The 17,001-nt window shown below is 34.2% G+C and carries 14 protein-coding genes and 1 tRNA gene; 7 read left to right on the forward strand and 8 right to left on the reverse strand.

The window, feature by feature from the left end; all coding sequences use genetic code 11:
- Positions 1 to 22: 22 nt before the first annotated feature.
- The 8 genes from WN975_RS11890 to WN975_RS11925 form a co-directional block, all read right to left on the reverse strand.
- Entirely contained in the window at positions 23 to 451 is a 429-nt protein-coding gene (locus WN975_RS11890) for a hypothetical protein (protein ID WP_337966725.1), read from the reverse strand.
- A gap of 18 nt (positions 452 to 469) precedes the next feature.
- Positions 470 to 1,411, reverse strand: coding sequence for a multicopper oxidase domain-containing protein (locus tag WN975_RS11895; RefSeq protein WP_337966726.1), 942 nt, complete (start codon positions 1,409 to 1,411; stop codon positions 470 to 472).
- A 196-nt stretch (positions 1,412 to 1,607) separates the two neighbouring features.
- Positions 1,608 to 2,408: a TatD family hydrolase gene (locus tag WN975_RS11900; RefSeq protein ID WP_337966727.1), complete on the reverse strand. Its 801-nt coding sequence runs from the start codon at positions 2,406 to 2,408 to the stop codon at positions 1,608 to 1,610.
- A 226-nt stretch (positions 2,409 to 2,634) separates the two neighbouring features.
- Positions 2,635 to 3,507, reverse strand: a complete 873-nt coding sequence (locus WN975_RS11905) for an AAA family ATPase (protein ID WP_337966728.1) — start codon at positions 3,505 to 3,507, stop codon at positions 2,635 to 2,637.
- Position 3,508: 1 nt separating this feature from the next.
- Positions 3,509 to 4,525 (reverse strand): T4 RnlA family RNA ligase, encoded by a 1,017-nt coding sequence (locus WN975_RS11910; protein WP_337966729.1) that lies wholly within the window; start codon positions 4,523 to 4,525, stop codon positions 3,509 to 3,511.
- 121 nt (positions 4,526 to 4,646) lie between these two features.
- Entirely contained in the window at positions 4,647 to 5,216 is a 570-nt protein-coding gene (locus WN975_RS11915; protein ID WP_337966730.1) for a hypothetical protein, read from the reverse strand.
- A gap of 676 nt (positions 5,217 to 5,892) precedes the next feature.
- Positions 5,893 to 6,027 (reverse strand) — tRNA-OTHER (locus tag WN975_RS11920).
- 165 nt (positions 6,028 to 6,192) lie between these two features.
- The gene (locus WN975_RS11925; RefSeq protein WP_337966731.1) at positions 6,193 to 7,710 is read right to left on the reverse strand and encodes a TROVE domain-containing protein; all 1,518 of its coding nucleotides are present in this window, start codon (positions 7,708 to 7,710) and stop codon (positions 6,193 to 6,195) included.
- A gap of 126 nt (positions 7,711 to 7,836) precedes the next feature.
- Between WN975_RS11925 and WN975_RS11930 the strand changes: the two genes are divergently transcribed.
- The 7 genes from WN975_RS11930 to WN975_RS11960 all read left to right on the forward strand — a co-directional run bounded on the left by WN975_RS11930 (position 7,837) and on the right by WN975_RS11960 (position 16,717).
- A complete protein-coding gene (locus WN975_RS11930) occupies positions 7,837 to 8,466 on the forward strand; it encodes a hypothetical protein (RefSeq protein ID WP_337966732.1) in 630 nt (209 codons plus the stop codon).
- 486 nt (positions 8,467 to 8,952) lie between these two features.
- Positions 8,953 to 9,966 (forward strand): WYL domain-containing protein, encoded by a 1,014-nt coding sequence (locus WN975_RS11935; RefSeq protein WP_337966733.1) that lies wholly within the window; start codon positions 8,953 to 8,955, stop codon positions 9,964 to 9,966.
- A gap of 246 nt (positions 9,967 to 10,212) precedes the next feature.
- Entirely contained in the window at positions 10,213 to 10,671 is a 459-nt protein-coding gene (locus tag WN975_RS11940; protein WP_337966734.1) for a MarR family transcriptional regulator, read from the forward strand.
- 53 nt (positions 10,672 to 10,724) lie between these two features.
- Positions 10,725 to 13,115 carry a 3-hydroxyacyl-CoA dehydrogenase/enoyl-CoA hydratase family protein gene (locus tag WN975_RS11945; protein ID WP_132011811.1) on the forward strand — a complete coding sequence of 797 codons (2,391 nt, stop codon included), beginning with the start codon at positions 10,725 to 10,727 and terminating at the stop codon, positions 13,113 to 13,115.
- 92 nt (positions 13,116 to 13,207) lie between these two features.
- Positions 13,208 to 14,389 (forward strand): acetyl-CoA C-acyltransferase, encoded by a 1,182-nt coding sequence (locus WN975_RS11950; protein WP_055096034.1) that lies wholly within the window; start codon positions 13,208 to 13,210, stop codon positions 14,387 to 14,389.
- Positions 14,390 to 14,514: 125 nt separating this feature from the next.
- The gene (locus WN975_RS11955) at positions 14,515 to 14,865 is read left to right on the forward strand and encodes a four helix bundle protein (RefSeq protein ID WP_337966735.1); all 351 of its coding nucleotides are present in this window, start codon (positions 14,515 to 14,517) and stop codon (positions 14,863 to 14,865) included.
- A 46-nt stretch (positions 14,866 to 14,911) separates the two neighbouring features.
- Complete coding sequence (locus tag WN975_RS11960) at positions 14,912 to 16,717, forward strand: acyl-CoA dehydrogenase family protein (protein WP_083693002.1); 1,806 nt, start codon at positions 14,912 to 14,914, stop codon at positions 16,715 to 16,717.
- Positions 16,718 to 17,001: the final 284 nt, after the last annotated feature.

The following is a 17,001-nucleotide window of genomic DNA, read 5'->3' on the forward strand; positions in this document are numbered from 1 at the left end:
ATTAATAGATTTGTTTTTGATATTAGAGGACTTGAACTTCAAAGGTTAAAATTTCAGCATAATCGGGATTTGCTTTATCGTAGATTTTAAATTTAACAATCCCGTTTCCTGTTTTATTGGCAGGAATAACATGAATTGCAATAAATCCCTGCTGATCTGCATTTAATTTACTGAAAGCAGAACCTTTTGGAATTCCGATTTGGCACGCTCCATGCTGACACATAGAACAATCCCATTCTTTTGGAAAAGTATTCGAAACCGTTTCCCAAACCAGATATATAGGTTTATTGGATACGTTTTCGACTTTAATTTTAGAAATGTCTAATCGTTTGTTTTTTAAGACACTTTCTTTATTTGTTGCATTTCCTACTACAGAAAAAGTGGGTTTACTCTGTGCAGAGGAAATAGAGAAATAAAGCAGAATAATGAGGTAAAAGAGATTTTTTTTCATGGGGAGTTTGTTTAAATTTTAATAAAAAACCGGAATATCGGCCTGATGATATATTTTCTTTGAAAGAAGATTTATAAACTGATATCTAATCTTTGCTTTTTGGGCAGTATTACCTAAAAAAGCATACAATTCCAGACATTCTCCAGGATCAAGTGCAACATTATATCCTGTCGATAATGCCTTGATATGATTGCCATTTCCAGATATAAATTGAAGTTTTGTATCTAATGGAAATTTAATTTCATGAATGTATAAACCCGCATTAACCAAACGAAGCAATACCGTATTTTTTTTATGTTCGAAAGATTGCAAACCTTTGTTTTTCAAGATTGTTTCACCATTTATCAAAAAGTAATTCGGTTTATAATCCGGAAGAAGTATTGGCTTATTTGAATCGTCGTATTCTGTTCCCATAATAGCATCTGTGTGCCATTTGGTATCTATTTCGTTACTGCACCAAAGTATTTCGGTTAAAGGTTTATCAACTAAGGAATCTTTTTCTTTCGGTCGAATAATAATTACTCCAAACATCCCAGCCTGAAGATTGAAAGGATAATTTTCAGGACTATAATAGAGATAAGTTCCTGATTTTTTTGCCTGAAAAGAATAAAAACCATGTTCCATGTGGTGAACTGGTTCTTTTTTATTCATTATTTGCTTTTGTTTATTCAGTTGTGTGAATTCAATTTCCTTAGAATATAAAGAGACTGGATTTCCCTGAGAAATGTTCCAGAAATCGATATTCACACTATCTCCTTCTTTTACATCAATATCATATCCCGGTAAAGTAATCTGTCCTGAAAGCGAATTGGCAAAACCAAAAGTTCTTATTACTAAATCCTTTTTAATAAACAACTTACCGGTTGTTCTACCAATAATTAATCTTTCATTTTGAGAAAATGAAAATGTGGTAATTAGTAAAAAAGAAAATAGTAATATGGTTTTATTCTGTTCTTTCATTTCTAAACTCCAATTAATATTAACATCCGTTATTTGATATTAAAATTCAAAATTAGAGTTATTTAAAACGAAAAAACAGCGTATAAATACCTGTTTCTGTAGTAAAAATCCGAAAATAAATAACTTAACCTAAACCACCATTAAAGATGGATTCTACAGAAGAATTAATCTGTTTTGGTTAAAGTTTATAAAGTTATTAAATCCCAAAAAAGTTTTTGGCATTTCTTGTTGTTTCCTCCGCAACTATAATTCCCGAAACTCCTTTGAACTGTGCAACTGTCGCAGCAACAAAAGGTAGAAAAGCGGGTTCGCAACGGCGTTCGTGGTATTTTTTCAAGAGATTATTTGGAGTGTTTTTTGGAAGCATAAACGGCGCATCGGTTTCGATCATCATTCTATCAAGCGGAACGTATTGAATCACTTCTTTTAAATGTTCAAAACGTTTACTGTCTGAAATTGCTCCGGTAAAACCAAGATAGAATCCGTTATCGAGATACGTTTTGGCTTCTTGCAAACTTCCGGTAAAACAATGTACAACGGCTTTTGGCAATTGTGGCAAATAATCTTTTGTAATGCTTATAAACTTTGCAAAAGCGGCTCTTTCGTGCAAAAACAAAGGTTTCTGAACTTCGATCGCCAATTCTAGTTGGGCTTTGTAACAGGTTTCCTGTACATTTCTGGGCGAAAAATCACGATCAAAATCAAGTCCGCACTCGCCTACCGAAACTACATGTTTCTGTTTTAATAAATTTCTCAGTTTTGAAATACTTTGCGCATCAAAACTCTTCGCATCATGCGGATGAATTCCCGCCGTAGCATATAATATTCCCTGATATTCTTTTGCTATTCGAGCAGATTCTTCACTATTTCTTACGCTTGTTCCGGTAAGTATCATTTGCGATACATCGGCGTCTAAAGCATTTTGTACAACATCGTCTATGTCGTTTTGGAATTGTTTATTGGTTAAATTAATTCCTATGTCTATGTATTGTTTCATTTTTTTAAAGTTGCTAAGGTTCTGAGAGGCTAAGTTGCTAAGGCTTTTTTCCTCTCTGTTACCTTAAATTTTTTTTGTTTTTTGTTTTTTTTTGAGAGTAAAGAGGCAAGACTTTATGTTAAAACCTCATTTCTTTCTTCTAGCATCTTACTTCTCACCCTTTTTCATCTTGCTTCTTGCTTCTAATACCTTTGAGCCTTTGCCTCTCTGAACCTTTGAACCTCTCCTAAAAATCTCCATAATAAACCTGGAAGCACGGTAATTTCAGATCATTTCTCCAGGTGTCAACTACTTGGTTTCTATCGTCGAGAACAAATTCTACAAAGTATTTATCTTTTATAGATTCGTTATAGATTTCGGTTTTGATGATGGAGTCTTTTCGGCTATCCTGAGTTTTTCGCATGATTAAAGCATCATATTCGATTTCGTGTTTTTCAAGAAACCTCAACGTTGGTTCTTTGTATCGGTCTTCTCTTCCCGAAACCAGCAATATCTCATAACCCAGTTTTTTGTAATTTCTCAAAACATTTGCCACCGGATCATTGATTTCGTCCTGATCACATTTGCTCGCGTCAAACGGATTTCTTCCGTTCATTAAAGCCAAAGTTCCGTCAAGATCACAGATGATTGCTTTTGGCAAATCTGGATTTTGGATTGCGTATTCTGGTGAATCTTTAAAGAATTGTCGGTGCATTTTTTTGATCACTTTTTCTCCAACCGGTTTTTCTCTCAAAGCATCTCTTTCGATACAAATCGCAACATCTGTATTAACTTCCATAACCTCAACTTCTACCTTTTCGTTGAATTTTGTATTGTATTCTTTAACTAATTGTGAAACGCGTCTAAAATTAGTTTCCGATAAATTCGTATCATCAATCACAATGCTTTTTCCTTCTTCTAAAGCTTTTACGATTAATAAATCACGTACTTTTTTAACGAATTTCTCGTTGCTCTGACTCGTATTTCCGTTATCAAACATAGCGCGCAAATCGTCTCTGTTAATTCTTTTATAAGTTTCTGGATTATCTGCAATTATCTTTTTTGCCAAAGTAGATTTCCCACTTCCCGGCAATCCTTTCATTAAAATTACTTTTCTCATTTTATTCTTCTTCTCTATTAAACGGTTTTTCAAATGTTGGCCGAATCATTTTCCATATAATGACTGAATAATCTTTGTTATTCAGCATTGCAAATAATACGCCCGGATGTTTACAAGTCATGAAATACAAAGCAGTTTCTTTACGGGAATCTAAAACTCTGAAATCTAGTTTACATCGATTTTCGATTTCTAAATATTGATTTTCTAAATCTTTCTTAGTTTCTTTTACCCAATCAAAAAACTCATCCGGAACTCGTTCCAGAATTTCTTCCATTGTCTGATTGGTTTTCAAATATTCCCAGATATTCAAGTTAGAAACCTGAGTAATAATTCGGTGTAAACGAAGATACTCTTCAAATTTAATTTTTACTCTAAAGTTGTTTGCATATTTAATGATAAAACCTTCTTTGTTCGCAATATCCATTTCTTTTAAAAGCGAAATATCTTTGATTCCGTTGTATTTTTCAACCAAAGGAAATCCAATATCTTCCAGCGGAAATTCGTCACCTGTTTGTGTATCAATAATAGCTAATAAAACCAATTCTTCCGCCGAACCATAATCTAAAACAATTCGGTTTTCAGGATAAATAATTTCGAATAAATACGTTTTGTTTTTATCCAAAAGTGACCACGAATTTCTATATTTTCCGTGTAACATTTCATTCGCCTTATCCGATTGTTCGCTTGCAAAAGAACCTCGGCTCGCCATAAACGGAACCTCATCAATCCAATACAAAATTCCCATTGAACCGTCCATTTTATCATAAACTTCAAAAGTGGTATCCGGAAGTACTTGAGTTTCCATTTCGCCTAAATTAAAAAATTTAGGAAAAGGTCTTGCAATTACATTCTCTTTTTCGTCCAAAATTAAACCTCTACACGCTAAAGTAACATCATTCCAAATTCTTTCAAATTGTGCACTTTGTGTGTAATTATAAATATATAAATCATGTTTAGGATGTTTGTTTACCCTTACATAATTTTTGGAAATCATCTCTTTTAAAAGCGTTGTATTCATTAGTTCTTTTGTTTGAACAAATATTCAAAAGTTAGTGCGCAATCATTTTGCGTAGATTTTTTATTTTTAAGGGACATAGGGGCAAAGATTCATAGAGGCAAAGGTTTTTGCTGCTTCGCAGTTATTTTAATATAAATCGACCACCTTTTTCTTCTTGTATTAATAAAATTTCATGAATTCTATTAATTTCATATAGAATTGGTCCTATTTTATATTCCACATTGAAAATCTTAAAAATATCCCTATCATAAAAATATGCTCTAAAAAATATCCTAGCATCATTTACATAACTTATTGGTCCTACATATTTTGGCATGACTGTTCCAATATTAAATTCTTTCAAAAAATCATCTAATTTCTCATCAAAATGTTCTATAAGATTTCGCATATCTCTATTTTTCAAAACATTTAAATCATCAACAAGGTAAACTTCACATAACTTTTTCGCTCTAATTTTATAATATCCTTTATCCCTTGAAGGCCAAAAAAATCGAGAAATCCCTCCTGCAGTAAGAATGATGTTTTGGAGTAAATCTAGGATCGTATCATCATTTTGACAATCATAATGGTCTCTTTTTAAAATATTATTTAATGATTCAACATCATTCAAAATTGAACGTGTTTTATTTAATAAAGATTCTATATAAAAAACTTCATTAAAAGGGTGGATTTCAAATTCTGAGTTTTTCATATCTATCATTTTTTTTTACAGATTCAAATATTACTGCGCTGTTATTTTTGCGTGTTTATTTTTTAATTCTTTTCGCATTTTATGTCATTTCGACGAAGGAGAAATCTCCACAAGAAACTCGACAAAGATTGGGTTTCCGTTGCGGAGTTACTTGCGAAGATTTCTCCTTCGTCGAAATGACAAGCAATGCGTTTATCTTAAATATTTGATGCTTTTTTTATTACATCATTTTTTTATGTTTTTAATTTTAAAAGAGGTAATGTTTAGGAATGGTCTAATTTTCTTTGGAACGAAGTAACCATTTCCTGACGACACTCTTTTTTTTTTTTTAGAGCAATATTGTATAAGTGATGATTTTCATTTAAGGCGAAGTAACACTTTATACACGGCATCTTATAATTTTGAAAAAGCAACAATTGATGAGAATTCTTTTTGGAACGAAGTATTTCTCACACACGACATTTTTCGAATTAAAAAGAAGTTAAAGGCAATAAGAGAAACGGGGCTTGTCTTGCCAGAGTCGAACTGGATAACTTTGCTGTTTCTACAACTTCGCTATTCCTCCCCAAATTTGAGACGAAGTAACCCTTATTTACGACATTCTTTTTTGTTTATAGTATTGGATAATAATCAATAAGAGACTATATAATTGTGTGTTACCATTTCACTATCAGCCTAAACTGAACAGGATTCGAACCTGTACTACAATTCCCCTGAAGTAACTCTTATCTACGAAACCAATACTTATTTTATAAAACAAGGCAACTGGCAATAAGTGACATATCCTGCTCTAACCACTGAGCTACAGTTCTGTAATTAAACAGAATTGGTGGGGATCGAACCCACGTCCCGGGCGTTATCAATGCGAAGTAACACTTATCTACGACACTTGTTTTTTATTCTTTTTTCAATGAACATTTCTATTGCAAAGATTCAAATACTACTGCGCGATTATTTTGCGCAGTAGATTTTATTTTTACAATTCTATTCGGTTGATGTAATTCAAAGCACTGCTTTTATCATCTAAAGCATTCAATACATCAAATACTTTATCTGACCAACCAGCGATTAAATACACATCGTTTTTCTCGACATTTATTGGTGCCTGACCGTAACCTGCCAAATCAAACAAATACAATTTTGCATTTGGTGCGATGTTTTTATAGCGGTTCCAGGAGTTTGCAAATGAATCTTTTGTGTAATTACTATTCCACATTTGAACATCTGTAAACAACATCACTTTGTCTACTATTTCTTTTCGGCTGATTAAATCTTCCAAAACCAAATAACCGTTTGTCGAATAACCTACTTCACCTTCGCGTTTGTAATACTCGTTTACATTTGACAATATGGCTCGTTTTGGCATATTGATTATTTTCCATCGATCACCAAACATACCGCTTACGACATTTTTACAACGGTTTTGCATCAACATACCCAACATCAAACCAATATCGTAAAGCATAACTTTACTTTTTGGCGAGATATTTTTTTGCATCGAACCCGAAACGTCACAAGCAATTACAACCGATGTATTGATATCCAAACCTTTTATATTTTGCGCACTCACCAAAACTGCATCTTCTAAAGCATCCAAAATCATGGATATATATTTAGAATCCAAGGTTTTCAACTCGCGATAAGCGGCTAAAAATCGGAATGGTAATTGTTTCGAATTTGCAACTGCTTTTTCATTAGAAAGATAATCACAAACTTTTAATATATGAAATCGCGAAACGTTGGCTTCGACTATATTTCGTAAATTTCGCAACAAAGCCATGTAACCAATTTTGTTACTATCGATCAATTCTTCCCATTTTTGAGTGAATGCTTTTTGCTTTTCGGTTTCGTTATAATACTTTATCTGACCAATTTTTGACAATTCGGTTTCCCAGGTATATGGAGTTTCTAAACTATCGTTTACTATTTTATTGAACAATGTTTGTTGTGCCTCATCTTTTGCTTTTGGATGTACCAAAAACAATGCGTCTTTTAATTTCACTGCACCATCACGGTTGTATTTTGCAAATTGGTATTCATCGAATTTATTGAATGAATGCGCCAAACCTTTTTGTATTTGTTTAGACAAACGGTTTAGTTTTTTGATTCCGTTTCGCTCGTTTGCCATTTGGTAATACGCCAATAATTCTGTTATTTCGTCTGCACGTTGTATAACTTGTGTAATCATTTTACTGATTAAGGAATCACCGGAATATATTTTGGCCAATTCTACGATTAATACTAATGGAACTGAACGCATATGCATTTCGTTTCGGGCATAAACGGCTAGTTTTGCCACAAAAACAGGATCGGCTTTTTTGATCAACTCTTTAATTCTTTCTAAACGAGTTGTATCTTTTTCATAAAATGAAGCATTTAAACTTGTTGTTACAACCGCTGCATACAATTCATAATCTGTTGTTAATGTATATGCTGTTGCATTTTCGTAATTCATTACGGTGTTTTTTTCTTTTGCTAAAAAATTGAATTTCATAATTTCTCGTTTTTAAAAATTAAACAATCTATCGTTGTTCCCTTTTGACATTACAAAGATTTCAGAACTACTACGCAATTATTTTGCGCAGTAAAAAAAGAATTCTATATTTGAGTAAAAAAGGATATGAATCTAAAGGAAAAATACGCTGAATTGCTTGCTAATATTGGTTTTGATGAAAAAGCGATTGAGCAAAATTGGCTTGATTTAGAAAAAGCATATTCCAGTAAATCAAGACATTATCATAATCTAACACATATTAAGGATATGATTCTCTGTTTTGAAACGTATTCTGACAGACTTAAGAATCCTGATGAAATATTATTTTCGATTTTTTATCATGATTATGTTTATAAGAGTTCTAAAAAAGATAATGAACTCAAAAGTGCTGAATTTGCTTTGTCGATTTTTAGCGACATTAAACCTGTCGGGTTTGCGGAATTTGATCGTCAATTGGTTTTTGATGCGATTTGTGCAACGCAACTTCATCAGCATAATATAAATGAAGATATTAATTGGTTAATTGATTTTGATTTGAAGATTCTCGCCCGCAATTGGGATGAATATCAGATTTACTTTGAACAAATCCGAAAGGAATATCGCATTTATCCTGATTTTCTCTATAAACCGGGACGCGCAAAAGCGTTGAAACATTTTCTGGAATATGAGTTTATTTTTCAAACGGTTGAATTCAGAGATTTATATGAAGAGAAAGCAAGAATAAATATTGAAAAGGAGATTTCGTTATTAATATAGGTATGATGTTTATGTTCCTAAACGTACCGTAAACGTTGTTAAACCTGACAGGTTTTAAAAACCTGTCGGGTTTGCTGGCGAATACATTGATAATTAATTGAACGTTGCAGAAGACGCACTGCTGTGCGCCTCACACAAAGATGATCCATAACATGCTAAACGTACCGTAAACGTTGTTAAACCCGACAGGTTTTAAAAACCTGTCGGGTTTGCTGGCGAATAGATTGATAACACACGGTATTTGTAGAGGCGCACAGCAGTGCGTCTCAGACAAAGATGATCCATAACATGTTAAACGTACCGTAAACGTTGTTAAACCTGACAGGTTTTAAAAACCTGTCAGGTTTGCTGACGAATACATTGATAATTAATTGAACGTTGCAGAAGACGCACTGCTGTGCGCCTCTACGATAATTGGAATGAAAAGATTGTAACGGAAAGCCCGACCCGCCTTTTTCGGCGGGACACGCCCAAAAAAATAATAATATGTCTCAAAACAAAAATGTTTTAATACGGTACAAAACCATTGACAAATGTCTGCAGAATAAATACAGGCAATGGACTTTGGAGGATTTAATCGAATGTTGTTCTGAAGCTTTATTCGAATATGAAGGTCGAGCAAACCCGATTAGCAAACGAACAATCCAAATGGATATTCAGTTGATGCGAAGTGAAAAACTGGGGTATAATGCGCCAATTGTGGTGTATGATAAAAAGTTTTATAAATATGATGACGACGAATTTACGATAACGGATATTCCGCTGACGGAAACGGATATGAATGTTTTGACGGAAACGGTTTCGATGTTGAAACAGTTTAAGGATTTTTCGTTGTTTAATGATGTGTCGGATATTTTGCAGCGTTTGGAGGATAAAATCTATTCGGAGAAATCGCACACGAAACCTGTTATTTATCTGGATAAAAACGAAGGTTTGAAAGGTTTGCATTATTTAGATGAGATTTATCAAGCGATTATCAAGAAGGTTGTGCTTATGATTACTTATAAATCGTTTAAATCTAAGGAGGAAAGTAAGTTTCATTTTCATCCTTTTATTTTGAAGGAATTCAATAATCGGTGGTTTTTGATTGGAAAGACTAAAGGTTCTCAACCGATTACGAATTTGGCTTTGGACAGGATTATTGCAATTGATTACGATTTTAACCTTCCTTATATAGAGGAGGATTTTGATGCTGATGTGTATTATAAGAATATTATTGGCGTGACGGTAAATACTGGTTTGAAACCGAGAAAAATAGAACTTTGGATTGATGCTGCAAATGCGCCTTATGTTTTGACGAAACCGTTGCATCATACGCAAAGGCTGATTCAGGAAAATGAGGATAAGAGTATTATTGTTCACTTGTTTATTTCTCCAAATTATGAAATGGAACGTATTATTCTGGGTTTTGGAGACGGAATCGAGGTTTTGAGACCTGAAAACCTGAGAAACAGGATGAAAAAAATCCTTCAAAATGCGATTCAGCGATATGAAGACTAAAGTTTATTCGCACTTTATTATACTTTTTTTTACATAATGAAGAATTTTAGAGACTTTTTGACTCGGAAAAAGTTTTTTAAGTCTTAAATTTTGTTAAAATCCCAAAAAAGAATAGTATATTTCAATTAAAAATTAACCCTAAACCACTCTAATTCAGAGATATTTTTTTACTAACCAAAAATTTATCATAAATTAATATGCATGCATAGTATTTTTTGATTATATTTGAAATCGATATAGTTACTTATGAAAGACAAAACAATAGATTATATTTTGAGAGCTACATGGCAAGCCGTATCAAGAATGTATAATGAGGAGGCTGCAAAATACGATGCTACAATGGCAACGGGATTTGCGCTTTTGAGTATAGATAAAGAAGACGGAACTCCATCGACCGCTTTAGGGCCAAGAATGGGTATGGAAGCTACAAGCCTAACGAGAACATTGAAATCAATGGAGGATAAGGGTTTGATTGTTCGTAAAAAAAATCCAAGTGACGGTCGCGGTGTTTTAATCTACCTGACGGATTTTGGAAAAGAAAAAAGAGAATTATCTAAAAATACGGTTTTGAAATTTAATGAGAGTGTTAGAAAACATGTTTCTGACGAAAAGCTGAAACATTTTATCGAGGTCTCAGAAATCATAAATGAACTTATTCAGGATAAAAACATATTTAATCAAACAGAAAAACAGGAAAATGAATAACCTTATTGAATAAGGAAACCTCAAATTCAAACAAAAACAAATATTAACGACTTATGAAACGCACAATTAAAAAAGTTGCTGTAATTGGATCCGGAATTATGGGTTCAGGAATAGCTTGTCATTTTGCCAATATTGGTGTTGAAGTTTTATTACTTGACATCGTACCACGCGAGTTGACAGAAGCTGAAGCTAAAAAAGGATTAACGCTTGAAAGTAAAGTTGTTCGCAACCGTGTAGTAAACGAGCACTTGGCGAATTCATTAAAATCGAAACCGTCTCCTATTTACAGTCAAAAATTTGCTAACAGAATTACGACTGGAAATACTACTGATGATATGGCAAAAATTGCCAATGTTGATTGGATTATCGAGGTTGTTGTAGAACGTTTGGATATCAAAAAATTAGTTTTTGAACAAATCGAAAAATTCCGTAAGCCGGGAACTTTGGTTACTTCAAACACTTCTGGTATTCCAATTCATTTTATGAGCGAAGGAAGAAGCGAAGATTTTCAACAACACTTCTGCGGAACTCACTTTTTTAACCCTGCGCGTTACTTAAAGTTATTTGAAATTATTCCTGGTCCAAAAACTTCTACTGAAGTATTGGATTTCTTAAACGAATACGGATCTAAATTCTTAGGAAAAACTTCGGTTGTTGCTAAAGATACTCCGGCGTTTATTGGAAACAGAATTGGTATTTACGGAATCCAAAGTTTATTTCACTTAGTGAAAGAAATGGGATTAACGATTGAAGAAGTTGATAAATTGACTGGACCGGTTATTGGTCGTCCAAAATCGGCTACTTTCCGTACTGTTGACGTTGTTGGTTTAGATACTTTGGTACACGTTGCCAATGGTATTTATGAAAACTGCCCAAATGACGAACAACACGAATTGTTTAAACTTCCTGATTTCATCACAAAAATGATGGAGAACAATTGGTTAGGAAGCAAAACTGGTCAAGGTTTTTATAAAAAAGTAGATAAAGATATTCTTTCTTTAGACTTAGATACATTAGAATACCGCGCTGCTAAAAAAGCAAATTTTGCTACGCTTGAACTTACAAAAACTATCGATAAACCTATCAATCGTTTTAAAGTTCTTGTAAAAGGAAAAGACAAAGCGGGTGAATTCTACCGTAAGAGTTTCGCTGGAATGTTTGCTTATGTGTCAAACAGAATTCCTGAAATCTCTGACGAATTATTCAAAATTGATGATGCGATGAAAGCTGGTTTTGGATGGGAAAATGGTCCATTCGAAATTTGGGACGCTATTGGTGTTGCAAACGGAATCGAAATCATGAAAGCAGAAGGTCTTGAACCAGCTGCATGGGTTACTGAAATGTTGGCTTCTGGAAGCGAAAGTTTCTACTCTGTAAAAGAAGGAGCGACTTATTTCTATAACATTCCAACAAAATCACAAACTAAAGTTCCTGGACAGGATTCATTTATTATTTTAAACAACATTCGCGAAAGCAAAAAAGTTTGGAGTAATAGTGGTGCAATCATTCAGGATTTAGGAGATGGAATCTTGAACTTAGAATTCCAATCTAAAATGAATACTATTGGTGGCGACGTTCTTGCTGCTATCAATAAAGCAATCGACTTATCTGAAAAAGAATATCAAGGTTTGGTTATTGGTAATCAAGCAGCGAATTTCTCTGTTGGTGCTAATATCGGAATGATTTTCATGATGGCGGTTGAGCAGGAATATGACGAATTGAATATGGCTATCAAATTGTTCCAGGACACAATGATGCGCGTTCGTTACTCTTCGATTCCAGTTGTTGTTGCGCCTCACGGAATGACTTTTGGTGGTGGATGCGAAATGAGCTTACACGCTGATAAAGTGGTTGCTGCTGCTGAAACTTATATGGGATTAGTTGAGTTTGGTGTTGGTGTACTTCCTGGTGGTGGTGGATCTAAAGAAATGGCTTTGAGAGCTTCAGATTTATTCCGTAAAAATGACGTGGAATTGAACGTTCTTCAGGAGTATTTCTTGACAATCGCAATGGCTAAAGTTTCGACTTCTGGTTATGAGGCTTTTGATACCGGACTTCTTCAACATGGAAAAGATGTTATCGTAGTAAACAAAGATCGTCAGATCGCTGAAGCTAAAAAACATGCTTTGTTAATGGCTGAAGCTGGTTATACGCAACCAATCAGAAGAACTGATGTGAAAGTATTAGGAAAACAAGCTCTTGGAATGTTCTTAGTTGGAACGGATCAAATGGAAGCTGGAAAATACATTTCTGAGCACGATAAGAAAATCGCTAACAAACTTGCTTACGTAATGGCTGGTGGTGATTTATCTGAAGCAACTTTAGTATCTGAACAATATTTATTAGATATCGAACGTGAAGCTTTCTTGAGTTTATGTACTGAACGTAAAACTTTAGAGAGAATTCAATATATGTTAACTAAAGGAAAACCACTTAGAAACTAGAAAATAGAACAAAGAGAATAGAATATAGATTTCAGACTTAGTAATGTCTATTTTCTATACTCTATCTTCTATACTCTTAAAAAAAGAAACAAATGAAAACAGCATATATAGTAAAAGCTTACCGTACTGCGGTAGGAAAAGCACCAAAAGGGGTTTTTAGATTTAAAAGACCTGATGAATTAGCTGCAGAAACCATTCAGTTTATGATGGATGAATTGCCTGATTTTGACAAAAAACGTATCGATGACGTTATGGTAGGAAATGCCATGCCGGAAGCTGAACAAGGTCTTAACGTTGGACGTTTGATCTCTCTTATGGGATTAAAAGTTGAAGATGTTCCTGGAGTTACAGTTAACCGTTATTGCGCATCTGGATTAGAAACTATCGGAATGGCAACTGCAAAAATCCAATCAGGAATGGCAGATTGTATCATTGCGGGTGGAGCTGAAAGTATGAGTTTTATTCCGATGGGAGGTTACAAACCAACTCCGGATTATAAAGTTGCTGCTGCAGGTCACGAAGATTACTATTGGGGAATGGGTTTAACTGCTGAAGCGGTTGCTAATCAATATAAAATCTCAAGAGAAGATCAGGATGAGTTTGCTTACAATTCTCATATGAAAGCCTTGAAAGCTCAAGCTGAAGGTAAATTCGACAAACAAATCGTTCCGATTACTGTTGAACAAACTTTCATCAATGAAAACGGAAAAAAAGAAACTAAATCTTATGTTGTAAAACAAGACGAAGGTCCAAGAGCCGGAACTTCTGTTGCTGCTTTAGCTGGTTTAAGACCTGTTTTTGCTGCTGATGGAAGCGTAACTGCTGGAAACTCTTCTCAAATGAGTGATGGTGCTGCTTTTGTTTTAATCATGAGCGAGGATATGGTAAAAGAATTAAACCTTGAGCCAATTGCAAGACTTGTAAACTTTGCTTCTTCTGGTGTTGAGCCAAGAATCATGGGTATTGGTCCTGTAAAAGCAATTCCGAAAGCCTTGAAACAAGCGGGATTAACATTAAACGACATCGAGTTAATTGAATTAAACGAGGCTTTTGCTTCACAAGCTTTAGCAGTAACTCGCGAATTAAACATTAATCCGGAAATCGTAAACGTAAACGGTGGTGCAATCGCTTTAGGACATCCTCTAGGTTGTACTGGTGCTAAACTTTCTGTTCAGTTATTCGACGAAATGAAACGTAGAGGTAATAAATACGGAATCGTTTCTATGTGTGTGGGAACTGGGCAAGGTTCTGCAGGGATTTACGAGGTATTGTAGTTTTTGAGAGGAAAGAAGCAAGAAGCAAGACTTAATTTTGGAATGAATATCTTCTGAAAACAAAATCTTAAAAAGTAATAAAAAACTTACTTTTATTTTTTCTTCTTATCTTGCCTCAAAAAAACATGAGACACAATTTTAAGAATTTGAAAATTTGGATTTTAGCTATGGAAATTACTAATAATATCTATAAACTAACTGCCACTTTTCCAAAATCAGAAACGTATAGTTTGACAAATCAAATGAATCGATGTTCTGTTTCAATGCCTTCTAATATTGCTGAAGGATCAAACAGGGGAAATAAACATTTTCAGCATTATCTGAATATTAGTTTAGGATCTTCATTTGAATTACAAACACAATTGTTAATAGCTTGTCAAAACGACTATTTATCAAAAGAAAAAACTGAAGAAATAGAAAACAAAATAATTGAATTTCAAAGGATGACATCAGGTTTCATAAGTAAGTTAGATTAAATCTTTCTTCTTGACTCTTTCATCTTTTAATCTAAACAAAAACAAAATGGCAGATACAATCGAAAAAAACGTAACCCGTGGTGGTCAGTTTTTAGTTAAGGAAACAAAGTGCGAAGATATCTTTACACCAGAAGATTTTTCGGAAGAGCAGTTAATGATGCGTGACTCTGTAAAAGAGTTCGTTGACAAAGAATTATGGGCACACAAAGATCGTTTCGAAAAGAAAGATTATGCTTATACTGAATCATCTATGCGTAAAGCTGGAGAACTTGGACTTCTAGGAGTTGCAGTTCCTGAGGAATACGGCGGATTAGGAATGGGATTCGTATCTACAATGCTAGTTTGTGATTACATTTCTGGTGCTACAGGATCGTTCTCAACTGCTTTTGGTGCTCATACAGGAATTGGAACTATGCCAATTACGCTTTATGGTACTGAAGAACAAAAGAAAAAATACGTTCCTAAATTAGCTTCTGGAGAATGGTTTGGAGCTTATTGCTTAACTGAACCAGGTGCAGGATCTGATGCTAACTCAGGAAAAACTAAAGCTGTTTTATCTGAAGATGGAACACACTACTCTATTACAGGACAAAAAATGTGGATTTCGAATGCAGGTTTCTGTAGCGTTTTCATCGTTTTTGCTCGTATTGGAGATGACAAAAATATTACTGGTTTTATCGTAGAAAATGATCCGTCAAACGGAATTTCTATGAATGAAGAAGAGCATAAATTAGGAATCCGTGCTTCTTCTACTCGTCAGGTTTTCTTCAACGATACAAAAGTTCCTGTTGAAAACATGTTGTCTGAAAGAGGAAACGGTTTCAAAATTGCAATGAACGCTTTGAACGTTGGTCGTATTAAATTGGCAGCAGCTTGTTTAGATGCACAACGTAGAGTTACTACAAATGCAGTTAAATATGCTAACGAAAGAATCCAATTTAATACTGCAATTTCATCTTTTGGAGCAATCCGTTCTAAACTAGCTGAAATGGCAACTAATGCATACGCTGGAGAAAGTGCTTCTTACCGTGCTGCAAAAGATATCGAAGACAGAATCGCTGCTCGTGAAGCTGAAGGAACTTCTCACCAGGAAGCTGAATTAAAAGGTGTTGAAGAATATGCTATCGAATGTTCTATCCTTAAAGTTGCAGTTTCTGAAGACGTACAATCTTGTGCTGACGAAGGAATTCAAATTTTTGGTGGAATGGGATTCTCTGAAGACACTCCAATGGAAAGTGCCTGGAGAGATGCTCGTATCGCTAGAATCTACGAAGGAACAAACGAAATCAACAGAATGCTTTCTGTAGGTATGTTGATCAAAAAGGCTATGAAAGGTCACGTTGAATTACTTGGACCAGCTATGAAAGTTCAGGAAGAATTAATGGGAATCCCATCTTTTGATACTCCTGATTTCTCTGAATTATTTGCTGAAGAAAAAGGAATTATCGCTAACCTTAAGAAAGTTTTCTTAATGGTTGCCGGAAGCGCTGTTCAAAAATACGGACCAGATTTAGATTCTCACCAACAGTTATTAATGGCTGCTTCTGATATCTTAATCGAGATTTACATGGCTGAAAGTACTATTCTTAGAACTGAAAAATTGGCTAAAAATCAAGGTGAAGCTAAAGTACAAGAGCAAATCGCTATGGCAAAATTATACTTGTATAAAGCTGTAGATATCGTAAACTCAAGAGGTAAAGAAGGAATTATTTCTTTTGCTGAAGGAGACGAACAACGTATGATGTTAATGGGACTTAAACGTTTCACAAAATACACAAACAATCCAAATGTTGTAGCTTTGAGAGAAGTTATTACATCTAAATTAGTTGCAGAAAACGAATACTGCTTCTAATATAAAAATAGTTTTTAGCTTTTAATTTGTTTAAACCCGCACTAATCCGAAACAGTGCGGGTTTATTTTTTTTATCATACCATTGTAGAGGCGCACAGCTGTGCGTCTACGCAAACCTATTTTTTACCATGTTTTTTGTAGAGGCGCACAGCAGTGCGTCTACGCAAACCAATTTATCACCATGTAAGTGATATAAGAAAATGTAAGTAAGTTGGTTTATTTTTTATCTATTTTTTTGTTTAAACGCGAAATAACGATTCGCAATATTTTTGCAACAATTTGCA

It is taken from the genome of uncultured Flavobacterium sp. (assembly GCF_951805225.1).
GTDB lineage: Bacteria > Bacteroidota > Bacteroidia > Flavobacteriales > Flavobacteriaceae > Flavobacterium.